At 58.0% G+C, this 17,525-nt stretch carries 16 protein-coding genes; 2 read left to right on the top strand and 14 right to left on the bottom strand.

Annotation, left to right across the window (positions count from 1 at the left end; all coding sequences use genetic code 11):
- The first annotated feature begins 52 nt into the window (after nucleotides 1-52).
- Both RHM55_RS22165 and RHM55_RS22160 read left to right on the top strand, forming a co-directional pair.
- On the top strand, nucleotides 53-283 hold the full coding sequence (locus RHM55_RS22165; RefSeq protein ID WP_322178342.1) for a hypothetical protein: 231 nt from the start codon (nucleotides 53-55) through the stop codon (nucleotides 281-283).
- A gap of 195 nt (nucleotides 284-478) precedes the next feature.
- Nucleotides 479-715, top strand: a complete 237-nt coding sequence (locus tag RHM55_RS22160) for a DUF2789 domain-containing protein (RefSeq protein ID WP_322178341.1) — start codon at nucleotides 479-481, stop codon at nucleotides 713-715.
- 25 nt (nucleotides 716-740) lie between these two features.
- Here the strand turns inward: RHM55_RS22160 and RHM55_RS22155 are convergent, their stop codons facing one another.
- The 14 genes from RHM55_RS22155 to iolE all read right to left on the bottom strand — a co-directional run bounded on the left by RHM55_RS22155 (nucleotide 741) and on the right by iolE (nucleotide 17,494).
- Nucleotides 741-929, bottom strand: a complete 189-nt coding sequence (locus RHM55_RS22155) for a hypothetical protein (protein WP_322178340.1) — start codon at nucleotides 927-929, stop codon at nucleotides 741-743.
- A gap of 153 nt (nucleotides 930-1,082) precedes the next feature.
- The gene (locus RHM55_RS22150) at nucleotides 1,083-2,561 is read right to left on the bottom strand and encodes a DUF2235 domain-containing protein (protein WP_322178339.1); all 1,479 of its coding nucleotides are present in this window, start codon (nucleotides 2,559-2,561) and stop codon (nucleotides 1,083-1,085) included.
- A 322-nt stretch (nucleotides 2,562-2,883) separates the two neighbouring features.
- Nucleotides 2,884-4,122: a methyl-accepting chemotaxis protein gene (locus tag RHM55_RS22145; protein WP_416152031.1), complete on the bottom strand. Its 1,239-nt coding sequence runs from the start codon at nucleotides 4,120-4,122 to the stop codon at nucleotides 2,884-2,886.
- A 590-nt stretch (nucleotides 4,123-4,712) separates the two neighbouring features.
- Entirely contained in the window at nucleotides 4,713-5,117 is a 405-nt protein-coding gene (locus RHM55_RS22140) for a TraR/DksA family transcriptional regulator (RefSeq protein WP_219061387.1), read from the bottom strand.
- Between the two features lie 266 nt (nucleotides 5,118-5,383).
- Nucleotides 5,384-6,406, bottom strand: coding sequence for an ABC transporter permease (locus RHM55_RS22135; protein WP_322178337.1), 1,023 nt, complete (start codon nucleotides 6,404-6,406; stop codon nucleotides 5,384-5,386).
- A 41-nt stretch (nucleotides 6,407-6,447) separates the two neighbouring features.
- Nucleotides 6,448-8,019, bottom strand: a complete 1,572-nt coding sequence (locus RHM55_RS22130; RefSeq protein ID WP_322178336.1) for a sugar ABC transporter ATP-binding protein — start codon at nucleotides 8,017-8,019, stop codon at nucleotides 6,448-6,450.
- A gap of 53 nt (nucleotides 8,020-8,072) precedes the next feature.
- Nucleotides 8,073-8,999 carry a sugar ABC transporter substrate-binding protein gene (locus tag RHM55_RS22125; RefSeq protein ID WP_322178335.1) on the bottom strand — a complete coding sequence of 309 codons (927 nt, stop codon included), beginning with the start codon at nucleotides 8,997-8,999 and terminating at the stop codon, nucleotides 8,073-8,075.
- 134 nt (nucleotides 9,000-9,133) lie between these two features.
- Nucleotides 9,134-10,159, bottom strand: a complete 1,026-nt coding sequence (locus tag RHM55_RS22120) for a Gfo/Idh/MocA family oxidoreductase (protein WP_322178334.1) — start codon at nucleotides 10,157-10,159, stop codon at nucleotides 9,134-9,136.
- A 147-nt stretch (nucleotides 10,160-10,306) separates the two neighbouring features.
- A complete protein-coding gene (locus RHM55_RS22115; protein WP_322178333.1) occupies nucleotides 10,307-11,317 on the bottom strand; it encodes a Gfo/Idh/MocA family oxidoreductase in 1,011 nt (336 codons plus the stop codon).
- Between the two features lie 43 nt (nucleotides 11,318-11,360).
- Nucleotides 11,361-13,298: a 3D-(3,5/4)-trihydroxycyclohexane-1,2-dione acylhydrolase (decyclizing) gene (gene iolD / locus RHM55_RS22110; protein ID WP_322178332.1), complete on the bottom strand. Its 1,938-nt coding sequence runs from the start codon at nucleotides 13,296-13,298 to the stop codon at nucleotides 11,361-11,363.
- Between the two features lie 59 nt (nucleotides 13,299-13,357).
- On the bottom strand, nucleotides 13,358-14,170 hold the full coding sequence (locus tag RHM55_RS22105) for a TIM barrel protein (RefSeq protein ID WP_322178331.1): 813 nt from the start codon (nucleotides 14,168-14,170) through the stop codon (nucleotides 13,358-13,360).
- Between the two features lie 36 nt (nucleotides 14,171-14,206).
- Entirely contained in the window at nucleotides 14,207-15,709 is a 1,503-nt protein-coding gene (locus tag RHM55_RS22100) for a CoA-acylating methylmalonate-semialdehyde dehydrogenase (RefSeq protein ID WP_322178330.1), read from the bottom strand.
- Between the two features lie 43 nt (nucleotides 15,710-15,752).
- Nucleotides 15,753-16,562, bottom strand: a complete 810-nt coding sequence (iolB, locus tag RHM55_RS22095; RefSeq protein WP_322178329.1) for a 5-deoxy-glucuronate isomerase — start codon at nucleotides 16,560-16,562, stop codon at nucleotides 15,753-15,755.
- Nucleotides 16,559-17,494, bottom strand: a complete 936-nt coding sequence (gene iolE / locus RHM55_RS22090; protein ID WP_322178328.1) for a myo-inosose-2 dehydratase — start codon at nucleotides 17,492-17,494, stop codon at nucleotides 16,559-16,561. The genes iolB and iolE overlap by 4 nt, the downstream gene beginning before the upstream one ends.
- Nucleotides 17,495-17,525 lie beyond the last annotated feature (31 nt).

The raw sequence follows: 17,525 nt of genomic DNA, 5'->3' as shown, positions 1-17,525 counted from the left end.
GATACGCCTGCGTGCCGTAGCGTAGTCACTCGTCATCCATGGGAAGGTAATAGTGATTGAATTTGATATTGGCGAGTTCTTCATCTGGGGCGAAGCCAAAGAAGTCGACGGCGAGTTCCAGGCTGTAATCGTGATGCGCGCCAAAGAAGCAAAAAACGCAATCAGCTACCACCAAGTCGAAAAAGACCGGTGGTTTAAAACAGCAGATGTTGCTGCGACTGCCGCAAAAGACGCTGCCAAAGCCTTGAAAGAAGCGGTCGATGCGGGTGCTTTGAGCCTCTAGCTCACTGCAGTCGGGAGGGCCAGTACTCGCCGGTTACCTTTGCTGGCCATCGGCGCTCAGGATCGAGTGTAAAAAGAATCTGTCACTGCCCGCTTATCCCGTCGAACTCTTGCCGAGCGCGGGCCTCAGATACGTTGCCACCGCTTTATTAACGGCTTCCACCACTGCACGGGTTTTTCCCGTCAAGGAGATCACATGGAATTGACTACGCCTACGCTGGCCACCCTCTTCGAACAACTGGGCCTTGAGTCCGACCCGGCCAGTATCGATGCATTCGTCTCCAGCCACTTTCTGCCAGAAAACATCAAGCTCTCCGAGGCCGAATTCTGGACACCGCAACAGGCGCGATTCCTGAAAGAAGAATTGCGCGAAGACGCCGAATGGTCGCTCGTTGTAGATGAACTCAATGAGCGGCTGCATTTGACCAAGTAGCACCCATACCGCATCCACACCATGATCAGGCCGCTATCGACAATTGAGCGGCCCATGCCGCGCGGCACTCTTCTGCTTCGCTGCGGGAGGAAAAAGCGGTTCCGCGCCGCTCCCCATTGAGCAGCACCACCCAACAAACGCGACGCCCCTGAGCACGCATTGAAGGCGGAACCCCTGTACCTATCATCACGGCGACATCGACTTTGCTGTGCATGAGCATTCTCCCCGGATTTAACAAGCAACCTAACGATGTCGCCATCATAGAGACTTGCCCCGCCGGGAAAAAGCTATCGCCCGCATAGCTTCGTTACATAACCGGTAACAAAATCCCAGCACGGACCCTTCGCCCAGCGCCCTCGCTGATACCTCATCGGGGATAACCGGGCTGACTGACGTGGGGGTGATGAACACGCCCGCCAGGCTGTGGTGCATGGACGAAAACAGCGCCACTCAGACTGCCACCACTACCGACTGCGGCGTTCCAGTGAGCGGAGCGATGGATATAGCGCTGACGCAACATGCGCCGTTCACTTTCATCGAGCGTGTCGGGGCCGCCCTTGGCGTAGGCAATCAGCTTTTGCGCAACCACTTGCAACTCGGGTACAAGCCTCAACTCGGGGGTGTCAGGTATCGGCCCCAGAGGCACCCCTTCGGCACAGGCCAGCGCGTGCATCACGCGTAAATAGACCCTGGAAAGATGACCGAATACGCGACGTTCCAGACTCACAGCGGCCAGGATCGTTTTAACGCCGACCTTGTTACTGCCTGCGCCGGGATAGCTTTCACAACACTCGACGCGCAACGAAGCGCCTACATCCAGAGGATCGAGCCATTGACTGGCATCAATCGCCTGCAGATCCAAATCGCTTTCCAGCCAGGCACCGCTGGCGTGGCAGTGCGTATCGAGGCTTACGATGCTTCGGCGCGGCCGGGTCAGAAATAGCTTTTCCCGCACCTGCGGATGATAGCCACCGCCAACGTCCGAGTGCGCCCCAGGCACCACGACCTCCTTCGACCAATCCGGGGCGACGCTGTTCAAGGCGAAGTTACGCCGCAACTCGTCGCCGGCGACCAGGTGCAACACCTGCTGTGCCGACCTGGGAGGCAGATAGAGATTGACCCCACGGTTCGCGGCGTCCCGCACATTACCCCAATCTTCGATACTACCTATGGCCGCGACGGTGTCGAACAAGCCTATCACTTTCAATTTCACGCTTGCGTTATGCCAGGCGAAATCTTCACTCCATGGGATTTGCCTCTGATCGAGTAAGGGGCCAAGGGCGCCTTTTGCCTGCTTCAATACTTCATTGGCAAAGTGCCGGGCGGCTGCGGCACCGCGACTGAAGCCGAAAAGATCGAGTTCCAGCCCATCGATAACGCACCCTGGGTTCTCGGCCTTGAAAGCGTCAAGGACGGTACCAAGCTTTTTAACGCCCTTGGCAACCTTGGCGATGACACCCGTGCTGCCACGCCCGAAACTTTGGCCCGCCCACACTGAATCGCACTTACCGGACGTTGTGCCGATACCGCTTATATAAATCGGCCAGCACGCAGCCCCTCCATTCTTCGTCGCGCTTACCTTGAACTGCTGACAATACAGTTCATACAACCTGGCCACATTACTTAAATCATTGCTGTAACTACTGGCAGGCTGGGTATGGCGCCCCGCGCACTCTCTGATGTGTGAGTTATTTATCACGACCTGCGCACGGCAACGAGCCGCGATGTAGCTATTGACCCGATTGTTGCCTGTCCCGTCGAAAAACAGACCGATACGCAGCGTAACACGGTGCATTTCCGGGGCAGCGCTGCCCGCAGCCTGCTGGGTTGTCTTTATCCCGCTCATGGTATTTTCGCCCTGTATGGCACAACTGGAAGCCAGCCTGCTTAAATCAATAAATACTTCTGATTTAAAACAGCTTGCTCAGCCATACACAGACGTCAAGGCACTCAGGACGATTTCAGAATCGTCCCACACACCACAGAGAAGTTAGAGAGTCTATTAACTAATAAGTCTTACAACGAAGACTAATAGAGCCCATTAAGCGACATAAACGACTGCATTCACTTGAATGAAACCATCAAAGACCCGTCATCAACGGCAGACGTATTTCGAAGGCGATTCCTGGCCTTTGGGAGGTGGAATCGCCGGAGTACTCGGAAAGGTTTTACCCGCGTTTGGGTTGCGGTAGACCTTCGGGTTTGTAGCCCAGGCGCAGGCCACCCCAATGGCGCCCCTTGACCATGATCGGCACTGACAGGTCGTGCATCAGTTCGCCGGTATCGCGGGTGTAGGTTTGCAGCAGTACCGGCTGTTGATGGCTGCCACAACGAATACCCGTGCGGTCATCGAACTTGCGCTTGGTGCGGTTCTGCACCGTGTCGAGCTTGATGTCGCCGGTCAACGGCTGACTGAAGACCTTGTTATGCGTCGGCACGTAGCCTTGCTGCGTACAGGCAATGGCGAAGACCAGGCCCTCATGGCTCGGCAAGATCGGCTCCAGGATCGACGGCAGCACCTGATCGGTGTAACGATCAAATCGCGTCTGGAACTTGCTCGGCGACGTCTTGGGAATCAATTGATAACTGCGATCGAACAGGTCCTCGAGGCTGATGCGGTTCTGCTCGATATCCGCTTCGAATTGCGCAGAAATCTGGCGGGCACCTTCGCGGGCAAGGTCATAGATACGCTGGTGATAATCGTCCAGCCCTACCTGGGCCAGGCGCTCACTGATGCTCTCTGCCTGCCCCTCCATCTGCACCGCGGCGCTGGCCAGTTGTCGAGTCTGCTCATCACTGATCGCCAAATCACTGCGCATTTGCTCGACAGCGGTAAACAAACCGCTCAGCTGCTCCTGATTGTTCTGTGCACCCGCAGCAATCCCGTTGACTTGCGCTTCTACCCCGGCCGCCAGGCGAGCGATGTTTTCCAAATGCTTGCCGGTGTGTTCGACCTGCTCCACGCCGCTGTCCAGATCAGTGGACAGCTGTCGGATTTGCTCCACCACTTGTCCGGTGCGCTGCTGAATATCAGCCACCATCTGCCCGACTTCCTCGGTGGCACTGGCGGTGCGACCGGCCAGACCGCGCACCTCGTCAGCGACCACGGCAAAGCCACGCCCGTGCTCGCCGGCACGGGCAGCTTCGATGGCAGCATTGAGCGCCAGCAGGTTGGTCTGACTGGCAATCGACTGAATAACCAGAGTGACACGCTGAATTTCTTCGCTGCGCTGGCTGAGGGCTTCAATCAGTTCACGGCTGCCAATGGCACGTTTGCTCAGTTGGTGCATGCGGGTGATGGATTCCGCCAGTACGGTGCGCCCGGCATCACTGCTCTGTCTGGCCTCGCTGGCCGCCGTGAGCGCTTGCTGGCTGAGCTGGGAGGTCGCCTGCTCGGTAGTGATCATCACATCGGCGCTGCTGACGATCTGCTCAGCGGCATCGAGCTGCGACTGAATCCTGGCCGCCAACTGGCGTACGGAAAAGGCCACGCCTGCCGCAGAGAGCGCGTTATGGCTGGTGGTGCGGGACAAGTCGCGGGTCAATTGGGCGATATCAGTGCCGCTGTTCTGAGCCACGACCGAAGTAGGCTCACGGGTCAGCAAGCGCGGCAGCCAGATCAGTAATACTGCCACTGGCAAGCACACGTAGACCGACAAACCGCTGAAGGCCATCGCCAGCAACAACAGGCACAGCGCCAGACTCTGCAATAACGGTGCGAGCCAGCGTGTTTTTTTGAGGGGGGTCAGTTCAGGGGACTGAGCCTGCGACGCAAGCGTCCCTACGAGAAATCCGTCTCCAGCCATGCTTATCACCCACCTGTACTTATCGTTATTTGTCTGCATTAAACGCCAGACAACAACCATTAGCCATGAGTCGTTAGTGCTAGATCGACAGGTAATATTGAACGGATGAAGACGTGCTCAGACGGATAGAACAACAGGCGCAACTCTACCGGGGCATTTGAATGCCCCTATAAAGCAAACGCCAGAATCGATCAGGCCTGACGTTGGTGCTTGTCGATTTGCTCGTGACGTTCTTGAGCTTCGATGCAGTACTTAGTGGTAGGGCTAATCAGCAGGCGCTTGAGGCCAATCGCCTCGCCGCTGTCTTCGCACCAGCCAAAGCTGTCGTTGCCAATTCGTTCAAGGGCCATTTCCAGCTGCGGAAGCATGCGCTGATCACGATCGATCACGTTGACCAACCAGTGACGCTCTTCTTCGACCGACGCCGCATCAGCAGGATCGGAAGGCGTGTCCAGGCTTTCGATAGCAATACGACTCTGCTCGATTCGCGCGTGGATCTCGACTTTCATGCCTTGCAGCAGCTCGACGAAGAAAGCATGCTGCTCGGCATTCATGTAGTCATCGGCCGGCATCGCCAGCAACTTGTCCTTTGTCATTGATTTCTCTATAAAAAATACGTGCATTAAGGCGAATTAAGGAGCGGTTCAGCGTTGCCGAAAAAGCGCCATCGTCTCCAAGGGCCACCTGACACTCAATTTATGAGGGGCGGCAGTCTAAGGCCGGCGTGTTGACTCAGCAACATAATTGACGCGGATTTGCTCAACTAGTCGCGTAAGGCAACAGAAAAGGGCCCAGAAGGGCCCGTTCGTCGGCGAAAGCACTGTACCTGACACACCACTGCGCCCCGTTCGCCAGTACTGACTCAGCGCTTTATTTTGCGTTTGTTGCGGTATTGGTCGATCACCACGGCGACCACGATGATCATTCCCTTGATGATGTCTTGGATGTAAGCGTCGACGCCGACGAACGTGAATCCGCTGGCCATGACCCCCAGGATCAAGGCACCGATCACGGTCCCGGTGATGCGCCCCACGCCACCGGCCAGGCTGGTGCCGCCGATCACCGCAGCAGCGATTGCGTCCAGCTCGTAAGACATGCCCATACCGGCCTGCCCCGTTGCCGCACGCGCCGAAGCCACCACCCCCGCCAGCCCGGCCAACAAGCCCGCGATGCTGTAGACGATGATCAAGTGCCGTTTGACGTTGATCCCCGACGTTCGCGCCGCCTGCATGTTGCCGCCGATAGCGTAGGTATATTTGCCGTATTTGGTATAGCGCAGGGCGATGTGGAAAATCACCGCGACTACCAGGAAAATGATGACCGGCATCGCCCCCTGACCGATGGAGGTGTACGGATCTGACAGCATGCTCACCGGCTGGCCTGACGTGTAGAAGCGCGCCACACCGCGAGCCGACACCATCATGCCCAGGGTCGCAATGAACGGCGGAATCCCGCTGAGGGCAATGATACTGCCGTTGATCGCCCCAGCCAGCAGCCCCACCCCCAGACCCGCTATCACCGGGATCCACACCGGCAAATCGGTGAGCGATGGAAACACGGCTCGGGCAAAGTCCGAGGTTTGCGCCAGACTGGCGGCGATCATTGCCGACAGCGCCAGAACCGAACCCGAGGACAAATCGATACCAGTGGTAATGATGACCTGAGTCACGCCGATGGCCAGCAAGCCAATGATCGACACTTGCAGGATCATCAACACCAGACGCTGAGAGTTAAAGAGAAAACTCTGATCGCGAACGATCCAGCCAAACACCTCAAAGACCAGGCCGATACCGATCAGCACCAGAAAAATGCTCAATTCGGTGGGCAAGCGCCGCTTCGATTTGACCGCCGCTACGGTGGGTTTATTGTCCAGAATCGCGTTCATTGCGGTTAATCCTCATGTTCTGCTGTGTGCTGACCGGCCCGCTAGTGAACAGAATGGCCAGAGGCGAGGTGCATCACTCGCTCCTGGGTCGCCTCGCTGCGGTCGAGTACGCCCATCATCTCGCCCTCATGCATGACCATGACCCGGTCACTCATACCCAGAACTTCGGGCAACTCCGAGGAAATCATGATCACCGCCATGCCTTCGCTGGCCAGATAGGAAATCAATCGATAGATCTCCACCTTGGCGCCGACATCGATGCCACGGGTCGGCTCATCAAGGATCAGCACCCGTGGATTGGTCATCAGCCAGCGTGCAAGCAGGGCCTTTTGCTGGTTGCCACCCGATAAGGTGTCGATGCACTGCTCCAGCGACGGAGTTTTCACCCGCAGTTTCTTGCACATGTCTTCGCACAAGGTGCGCAGGGCTTTTTGCTGGATAAACCCCCCGCCGGCATAGTGCGGCAACACCGCCATTTCCATGTTTTCCAGCACTGACAGACAGGGGAACAGGCCGCTGAGCTTGCGATCCTCGGTCAACAGGCCGAAGCCTTTTTCGATGGCCAGGTGCGGATCACTGATACGTACGCTGACCCCGTCAAGCTGAATATCACCACCGTCACTGGGGGTAATACCAAAAATGGTTTCTGCGATATTGGTCCGCCCGGACCCCATCAGCCCGGCGATTCCCATAATTTCGCCCGCGTGCAGATCAAACGAAACACCCTGGAATACCCCATCCAGACGCAGATCGCGCACTGACATCAGCAGGTCGCCAATCGGTTTTTCACGTACCGGAAACAACTGGGTCAGTTCACGACCGACCATCATGGAAATCAGGCTGTCACCATCCATGCTGTCAGCACGCTGCAGGCCGATATAGGCGCCATCGCGAAACACCGCCACTTCATCGGCAATGCTGAAGACCTCGTTCATTTTATGGGTGATATAGATGATGCCCTTACCCTGCGCCTTGAGGTCGGCAATGATCGAGAACAGGTGGGCGACTTCCTTGTCGGTAATAGCCGACGTCGGCTCGTCCATTATCAGAATGTCGGAGTCGTAGGACACCGCCTTGGCGATCTCCACCATCTGCCTCTCGGCGATGCTCAGGTTGCCCACCAACTCCTCCGGATCGAGGTTGATGCGCAAACGCTCTAGCAATACGGCGGTACAGCGGAACATCTCCCGGTGATCGATCATGCGCAGGCCATTGAGCTGCTCACGGCCGATCCAGATGTTTTCGGCGATGCTCATGTGCGGCATCAAGTTGAGTTCCTGATGGATCATCGCGATCCCGGCCTGCAACGCGGCCAGCGGTGTGTCGAAACTGACGGGGTTGCCACGCAGGCGCAGCTCGCCGTCGTCGGGCTGGTAGATCCCGGCGATGATCTTCATCAAGGTGGATTTACCGGCTCCGTTCTCGCCCATCAACGCCAACACCGAACCGGGGCGCACACGCAGTTGCACATTGGACAGGGCCAACACGCCGGGGAAGCTTTTGCTGACGTTGATGATTTCCAACAGATAGGGCACATCGGCAGTATCGGTCGCAGCAGCGCCAGCCGATCGATCGGTCCTGGCGGTACTCGAAGCAGTAGCTGAAGCGAACATGTGACAGGCTCCTCAAGCGACATTATTATTTTTGGGAAGAAGAAAAAGAGCTGCTATTTGAACGAATCGACATTTTCCGGGGTGATCAAGCGATAGGGTACCCAGACAGCGTGTTCCACGGGTTCGTGCCTGGCCATTTTCACCGCGGTGTCGATCGAGCCATCGGCCTGGCCCTTGGCATCCTGGAACACCGACATGGTCAGCGTCCCTTTCTTCACCGCGTGCAAGCCATCAGGCGCGCCGTCGATACCTGCGATCAAGACCGAACCCTGTTCAACGCCAGCCTGTTTGAGTGCCATGGAAGCGCCAATCGCCATTTCGTCATTGTTGGCGACAACCGCATCGAACTTTTTGCCCTGAGTAATCCAGTCGTTGGTCAGGTCCATGCCCTTCTGGCGCAGCCACGTGCCGGTCTGCTCTTGGGTAATTTTGATGTCCGGGTAGTTGGCGAGCACTTCTTTAACGCCTTTGGTGCGGTTCTGAGTAGAGTTGTTCGCCAGATCCCCCAGCAGGATCACAATATTGCCTTTGCCCCCCATCTTGTCGGCCAGGTACTGCATCTGCATCTGACCGGCCTCTTGGTCATTGGAGGCAACCGTGACCACGCCCTTGGGCAGGTTCAGATCATCGGGTCTGCGGTTGACATAAACCAGCGGGATACCGGCCTTGACCGCGGCGGCGGTAATTTTTTGGGTGGCGGCGGTGTCCACCGGGTTGACCACAATCGCGTCGACTTTTTGGCTGATGAAGTTCTCGACCTGACTCAACTGCTTGACCACATCGCTGCGGGCGTCTTCGAATTGCAAGTTGACGCCGCCTGGCATGGACCTGGCTTTCTTGTCCATTGACTCGCGCAAGTAGGTTAGCCAGGTATCGTCGAACTGCGACATGCTCACGCCAATTTTCAGATCGGCCAAAGCGGCCCCGCTACTGAGCATCAGCGCCAAGGCAAGAGAGGTGAAGCGAATCCTGGTCTTCATGATCGGTCTGTCTCCAACTGTTGCTTTTGTTTTATGGATAACCTGGAAACGACTCTATTGGAAAATAATTTCTATATCAATTAATTTTAGAATATTTTTCTATTTTTATTTTAACTGCAGAAGTAACCGGACTATCAAACCGATAGATCCACCACCCTCCCCTGTTCAGCACTTAAACGGGCTGCATCCAGCACTACTGCCGACGCCACCGCATCACGCGGATCGACCGGGTTTGCCCCCCTGCCCCCAACTGCGTCCTGTAGCTGGCGATAAAACGCGTCCCAGCAACCGCGCTCGGAGGGGATGCGCTCGCGCTGCTCGCCTTGCTCGAACCACCCCCAGCGTCGATGCTCCTCGACGCCCCAGCTGTCGCCTTCACTTTTGGGTGACAGACCGGCCAGCAAGGCCGCTTCCTGCCCGTCCAGACCTTCGACGCTGTAACAGCCTGCTGATCCACTGACCCGGAAGCGCGGCCCAGGGCAGTTCTGCAAACAGCTGCCCCACAGGTGCGAAACCACACCACTGGCATGGGTTAGAGAAACAAAAAAAGCATGATCGAGCGGTGTGTCCCGGGTGGCGAAATCCAGCTCGGCATAGACCCGTGATACCGGCCCAAACAACAACAGCGCCTGGTCCACCAGATGGCTACCCAGATCACGCAGCATCCCACCACCACTCACCTTGCCCACCGATTTAGGCGAGTAACGTTCGACCCTGGATTCGAATCGGCTGATTTCGCCCAACACGCCGTTGTCGATCAGTTTGCGCACCGTAAGGAAGTCGGAATCCCAACGTCGGTTCTGATAAACGCTAAGCAACACGCCTTTCTCCTCGGCGGCCAGGACCAATTCGCAAGCCTGCGTGGCATCGCTGACAAAGGGTTTGTCGCTGACCACCGCCACGCCCAGTTCAATAGCCTCAAGGATCAGCGCCTTGCGCGATGCCAATGGCGTGGAAATCACCACGGCATCGACCCCCGCGGAGACCAGATCGGCGAGGCTGTCGAACGCCACCACTTTTGGGTGATCCTGCGTCAGTTCCCGACGACGCTCTGGCGAACGGGTAACCACGCCGACAAACGTCGCACCGGGCAAACTGGCGATCAAAGGCGCGTGAAAATAGCGCCCACCCTTGCCATATCCCACTAATCCAATGCGCATCGGGCACTCCTGTTGTCTGGTGTTTCAAATTCAAATTTCTGGGGGTTTGTACCAACGTCTTCGCGGATAAGACTGCGCGTCCCGATTGCTCCTACAGAAGATTGAATTTCCTTCCGTGCGTGCCGATTCATTCGCGAAAGCCTTCTATCAGGCATAAAAAGCAGGGCGCTCCGGCAAGCTCACCGGGACGATAGCACCGCTGCTCTGCGCTTCGATGCACGCATCAGCGGTGACCGCCGCCGCATAGCCATCCCAAGCTGACGGCCCCCCGACCTGGCCTGCCTGTACGCCATCGATAAACGCCTGCAATTCGACGTCATAGGCGGCGATGAAGCGGTCCTTCCAGTCCATCAAGATCGAGGTGGAGAGCTTCGCCCCGCTACGCAGTTGCACTTGCGAAGGCTCCGGCAATCGGGCGATCCCGGTTTCACCCACGACTTCGCACTGGATGTCATAACCGTATTGGCAATTAACGAACACTTCGACATCAATGCGTGTGCCTTTGGCGGTTTCCAGCAGAACGATCTGCGGGTCCTTAAGGTGAGCGAAGGCCTTGCCAGACTTGCGTGGGAACACCACCTGCACTGACACATAGTCATCATTGAGCAACCAGCGCAGCACGTCGATCTCATGGATCAAGGTGTCGGTGATTGCCATGTCCGTCTTGTAATTCTCGCCGACAGTCGGGTTGCGGTGAGCACAGTGCAGCATCAAGGGTTCGCCGATCTGGCCACTGTCGATCACTGCTTTGAGGGCGCGATAGCCTTCATCGTAAGGGCGCATGAAGCCAACCTGAACCAGTCGTTTGCCGTGGGCGATTTCGGCCTCGACGATCCGCCGACAGCCCTCAGCGGTCACCGCCAGTGGCTTCTCGCAGAATACCGGCTTGCCAGCGGCAATCGCTGCCAGCACAAACGCTTCATGGCTCGGCCCCCAGGAGGTGACCAGCACCGCTTCGACTTCCGGCGACTGGATCAGTGTGTGCCCGTCGGCATATACCTCGGCAGTCAGGTTCAGGTCGCGGGCGACCTTGGCGGCCTGTTCCAGATTGATATCGGTCAGGGCCACGACCTGACTGCCCAGCAGGGTCTGGCTGCAGCGCCGGATATGGTCCTGGCCGATTGCCCCGGTGCCGATTACGCCTAATTTCAATGCCATGTCAGTACTCTCTTGGATGTGTTTCAGGTCGCTGGAGGGGTTCTCAGTATTTGCGGGCTTTCGCCAACTCTTTATTCAGCTTTTCGAAGACCTGGGCCGTCGAGCCTTTGGTCGACACTTCGGCCACCCCCACCCGCCACCAGGACAGGTATTTGTGGATCATGGTCTTGGGCAGGACCTTGATATCAATCAGCGTCGACACGGTTTGTTTCTGCGCATCGATCAGTGCCGCTTCCAGCTCAGAAAGGGTATTCACCTTGTAGGTCTTGCAGCCGTAGGCCGCAGCGCTCATGGCGAAATCCACAGGCACGAATTCGCCATCGAGCTTGCCGGTTTCCGGGTTACGGAAACGGAATTCGGTGCCAAAGCTGTCCATCCCGTGTTCCATTTGCAGGTTGTTGATGCAGCCGAAGGTCATATTGTCGAGCAGGATGACGTTGACCTTGCGTCGCTCCTGAATCGACGTGGCCAGCTCGGAGTGCAGCATCATGTAAGAGCCGTCGCCGACCAGTGCATAGACCTCTCGCTGGGGCTCGGCCAGCTTGACCCCCAACGCGGCATTGACCTCGTAGCCCATGCACGAATAGCCGTATTCGACGTGGTAGGTGTTAACCCCGGTGCTGCGCCACGCCCGTTGCAGATCCCCTGGCAAACTGCCCGCCGCAGCAACGATCACCGCGTCGCTGGGCAGGTTCTGATTCAGCACGCCCAGCACCCGACTTTGGGTCAGGCAAGACCCGGTCAGCTCGATAAATTCGCGCAACACCGCAGGGTCGAGATGGTCGTTGATTTCCGGGACGAAATCTTGAGTCTGGTATTCGACCGCGTAGAGACGGTTCACTTCGGCCTCCAACTGCGCCCGCGCCTGTTGTGGCTGGTCACCCCAGGCCGAGCGATAGCCGCTTTGTTCCAGCGCTTCGGTCAGCGCCTCCAGTGCCACTTTGGCGTCGGCCAGCACCTGCACCCCATCCAGTTTCTGCGCATCAAACGCACTGACGTTGAGGTTGAGGAACTGCACCTCGGGATTCTGGAACAACCATTTGGATGCGGTGGTGAAATCGCTGTAACGGGTGCCCACGCCGATGATCACGTCAGCCTCCTTGGCCAACAGGTTGGCGGCCAACGAACCGGTCTCGCCCAAGCCACCGAGGTTCAGCCTATGCGCCGAGACGATGGCGCTTTTGCCGGCCTGGGTTTCGGCGAACGGAATATCAAAGCGTTCGGCAAACGCCTGCAACGCCTCGGCCGCACCGGAGTAACGCACCCCGCCGCCGCACACCAGCAACGGTTTACGTTTGCCTTTGAGCAACGCCAATGCATCGCCGAGCATGGCATCGCTGGCCGGGCGACGGTCGATGCGGTGCACACGCTTTTGCAGGAAGCTGTCAGGGTAGTCATAGGCTTCGGCCTGTACATCCTGAGGCAGCGCGAGGGTGACGGCGCCGGTTTCAGCAGGATCAGTCAGCACGCGCATAGCATTGAGCGCCGCGCTCATCAATTGCTCGGGACGGTTGATCCGGTCCCAATATTTGCTCACTGCCTTGAACGCATCATTGGTGCTGATGCTCAGATCGTGAAACTGCTCAATCTGTTGCAGCACCGGGTCTGGCTGACGGCTGGCGTAGACATCGCCCGGCAACAGCAGCAGCGGGATGCGATTGGCGGTAGCCGTGGCGGCCGCAGTCAGCATGTTCGCTGCCCCCGGCCCCACCGATGACGAACACGCGTAGATCTTGCGCCGCAGGTTCTGTTTGGCGAAACCAATGGCTGCGTGGCACATGCCCTGTTCATTGCGGCCCTGATGGACGATCAACTGGCCGCTATCCTGCTCTAACGCCTGGCCGATGCCCAGCACATTGCCGTGCCCAAAGATGGTGAAAATCCCGGCGACGAATTTACTCTGAACCCCGTCGACTTCGACGTACTGGTTATCAAGAAACTTCACCAGCGCCTGGGCCATGGTTAAACGTGTGGTCTTCATGCTTGATTCCCTCGCGATCTACTGTGGGAGCAGGCTTGCCTGCGATGAGGTCAGCACAATCACCGCTGCAAGTAAGCCATGCTCGCCGAGACCGCCTGCTGGATGTCGGTCAGTTCATGCACGCTGTTGGCGAACGGTTCGAAGGACAAATGCCAGGCATAACCGTCTCCGAGCAAACGCTCGATCTGGGCGGCGTTGCCGAGAATGTCCGCCTCGCCGACCAGCACCCGATGCCCGTCACGAATGCTCGCCAGCGGCACTGCGTCATCTTCGACCCCTGAGATGTGCACCAGTCCGGTCAAGTCGGCAAAAAATTCTTGTTCACCCGCCAGATGGTGGTGAAAGGTGTCGTGTACCAGACGAAACACATCCAGCCCGCCGACCGCCTTGATCGCATCCACCGCTTGACGCTTGCGGCGCAACGAACACTCTTCAAAACCCAGCGGTTCGACGAACCCAAGAATGCCGTACTCGCGCAGGATCGGCGCCAGTGCGCTCAACGCCGTGCGCAAACCCGCAGCGCGCTCAGCAGCGTTGCGCTGATCGGCGCGGTCGTTCGACGGGCAGAGCACCACTGCTTCGGCCCCACACTCACGGGCATAGGCCGCCAGCTTCAGTGCCTGGGCACGGCGTTGGTCATTCCACACATCGAAGGGGTAAAGGGCATTGATCGACAACACGCGAATACCCTGTGCGGCGCACAGATCGCGGACGGTCTGTGGAGCAGTTCCGTCCTCGATCTCGATGCCTTTAAGGTCATTGCGAATTTCAATGGCATCGGCTTTCAAGGTCACTGCCAGCGCAACGAAATCCGCCAGTGACAAGCGTGGGGCAACCATACGGTTCAAGGCAAAACGCAGGGGATGGTTCATTGTTCTTGTTCTCCAAAATGTCCACGCGCACACGATTTATTTAGCGGTCGGCATACTGAATTCGGGGCCGTTGGCGATGCTGTCGGGCCAGCGCTGCATTACGCTTTTGTAGCGGCTATAGAAACGCATGCCTTCTTCGCCATAGGCGTGGTGATCGCCGAACAGCGAGCGCTTCCAGCCGCCAAACGAATGCCAGGCCATGGGCACGGGGATAGGCACATTGATACCGACCATGCCAACCTTGATCGTGCGGGCGAATGCGCGAGCAATGCCGCCGTCACGGGTGAAGCACGACACGCCGTTGCCAAATTCATGGGCATTGATCAGCGCCACCGCGCTGGCGAAATCTGCTACGCGGACGATGCCGAGCACCGGACCGAAAATTTCTTCTTTATAGATGCTCATTTCAGGCGTGACGTTATCGAACAGTGTGGCGCCGACAAAAAAGCCCTGTTCGGCGCCCGGCACCGTGAAGTGGCGTCCATCGACGAGCAGTTGCGCGCCCTGCGCCACACCCTGATCAATGAAGCCCTCGACCTTGGCCTTGTGCACGTCGGTCACCAGCGGGCCCATGTCGATGTCGCTCTGCATGCCGTTGCCGACCTTGAGCTGATCAATACGTGGCAGCAGCTTTTCAATCAGACGATCACCCACATCACCCACCGCCACCGCAATGGAAATCGCCATGCAGCGCTCGCCCGCCGAACCGTAAGCCGCGCCGATCAGTGCGTCGGCCGCTTGGTCCAGGTCGGCGTCAGGCATAACGATCATGTGGTTCTTGGCCCCGCCCAAGGCTTGTACACGCTTGCCCCGGGAAGTCCCTTGTTGGTAGATGTACTCGGCAATCGGCGTCGAGCCGACGAAAGAAATCGCCTCGATGTCCGGGTGTTGCAGCAAGCCGTCAACCGCCACCTTGTCGCCCTGCACCACGTTGAACACACCATCAGGCAGACCCGCTTCGGTGAGCAATCGCGCCATCAACAGGCTGGCCGACGGATCGCGTTCGGAAGGTTTTAGAATGAAAGCGTTGCCGGTAACCAGCGCCATGGGAATCATCCACAGCGGCACCATCACCGGAAAGTTGAACGGTGTGACCCCGGCACAAACGCCGAGTGGCTGACGCAGGTTCCAGTTGTCGATGCCGCCACCGATGTTGTCACTGAAGTCGGTTTTCAACAGGCTCGGCGCACCGCAGGCGAACTCGACGATTTCGATCCCGCGCGTCACTTCGCCCTTGGCGTCGGAGAACACCTTGCCATGTTCGCGGCTAATGATTTCCGCCAGCTCGTCGTGGTGCTGATCGAGCAGCTCCTTGAACTTGAACATCACCCGCGCACGGCGCAGGGACGACTGATCGGCCCAGGCCGGGAACGCCGCCAGCGCAGCAGCGACGGCCTCGTCCACGGTTTTCAAGGTTGCCAGCGCGACCCGTGCCTGCACGCTGCCGGTCGCCGGATTGAACACGTTGCTGTAGCGCTCGCTGGCGCCTTCTTGCACCTTGCCATTGATGTAATGGCCGATAACCGGGGACTCGCTCATGCCGCTGCTCCTCGCACTCAATTCAAACACTAAAAAAACAGAATCAAAGATCCAGCAGCCAGCTGTGCTGGGGATCGTTATGAAATTGCCAGGCGCGCTTCGGCCCGGCCATTACGTTCAGGTAATAGGACTCGTAGCCATACGGCACACTGACCGGGTGATAGCCCTTGGGCACGGTCACCAGATCGTTGTTTTCCACGGCCATCGACTGATCAAGGCTGCGATCATCGGTGTACACGCGCTGGAACACGAAACCCTGAGGTGGGTTGATCTGGTGGTAATAGGTTTCTTCCAGAAAACTTTCGTGCGGCAGGTCGTCCTGATCGTGTTTGTGCGGTGGATAACTCGACGAATGCCCGGACGGTGTGCGCACTTCCACCACCAGCAATGAATGCGCTGGCTCAGTATCGGGAAGGATGTCGCAGACATAACGGGTATTGGCCGCCTTGCCCCGCGTGCTGCGTTTCATGCTGCCGGGAGTGATCAAGCGCGCAGACAGATTTTTCGTGACATCGCCAGGGGCTGCGCAGACCGCGACCTGCACAGCGCTGAGCGCGGTTATTTGGGCTTGGCTATGGGGCGGCAGGTACACCGCGAACGGCGATTTATCTTCGAAGACCGACTTGCGATCTCCGATGTTTTCCCACTGAAAACCACCCTGCCCCGGCGCCTCACCCTTGATGCTAACCCGCCCGCTGAGCAGGACCAGACACAGTTCTTTGTCCCCGGCACTGACTGGCAGACTTTCGCCGACCGTCAGACGATAGGCGGCGAAGCCCACGTACTCCAAAACTCCAGCACCGAGTTCGACCAGGGTGCGGCCTTCAGGCTTGCTTTTGACCAACAGGCTCATTGTCCGGCGCTCCTTTTCTGAGCATGGGTCAGCAGACCGCGCAACGTTTCGTAGCCTTTTTTTGCGTAGGCGTAACTCGGCGCGACAGCCGGATCCTGCTCCGCCTCGACCACCAGCCAGCCGCTGTAGTCCGCAGCCAACAGCACGTCGAGCAACGCTGCGAAGTCGATATCGCCATCCCCCGGCACGGTGAATGTGCCGTTGATGATGCAGTCGGGGAAGCTCCACAGGTTGTTGCGCGCCAGTTGCACGACCGGCTTGCGCACGTCCTTGAAGTGCACATGGCAGATGCGCTGGAGGTGTGTTGTCAGCACCTGCAACGGCTCGCCTCCGCCCATATAGCAATGACCCGAATCGAACAACAGCCCGACTTCATTGCCGGTCAAGGCCATCAATTTATCGATGTCCTGCGGCGATTCGACGTAGGCACCCATGTGGTGGTGATAGGCCAGGCGTACACCTTGGGACAGGGTGAAACGTGCCAACTCGGTGAGTTTGTCGGCGTATTCCTGCCAGGCCTGATCGCTGTGAAAGCGCGGCCGTTCAACCAGCGGGATGCGCTGGCCTTGAATCGAGTCGGCGACCTCGCCGTACACTAAAACGTTGGCGCCGTTTTCGGCGAGCAACTGAACATGACCGGCAATGGCCTCGATTTCCTCCGCAACAGAACGTCGGGCCAGACGGCTGGAATACCAACCGGACACCAGTGCCAGATCGTAAGGACGCAGTACATCGCCGACACCCTTGGCGTCCTTGGGGAACTTGCCGTTGAGTTCGAAGCCTTCGTAGCCGATCTCCTTGCCTTCGCTGAGGGCCGTGCTTAAAGGTGTTTCGCCACCGAGGGCTGGCAGGTCATCGTTGCTCCAGGAGATCGGGTTGATGCCAATCCGGATCGCTGAAGGGCCGGTGGGAGAGAGCGCGGAAACGGGCATGGCTGCACCTTTTTTGTTTTCAACGGACAGG

Origin of the sequence: Pseudomonas sp. MH9.2, from assembly GCF_034353875.1 — a bacterium.
GTDB lineage: Bacteria > Pseudomonadota > Gammaproteobacteria > Pseudomonadales > Pseudomonadaceae > Aquipseudomonas.
Note: the sequence above shows the minus strand (reverse complement) of the source record. Positions and strands in the feature narration are given on the sequence as shown.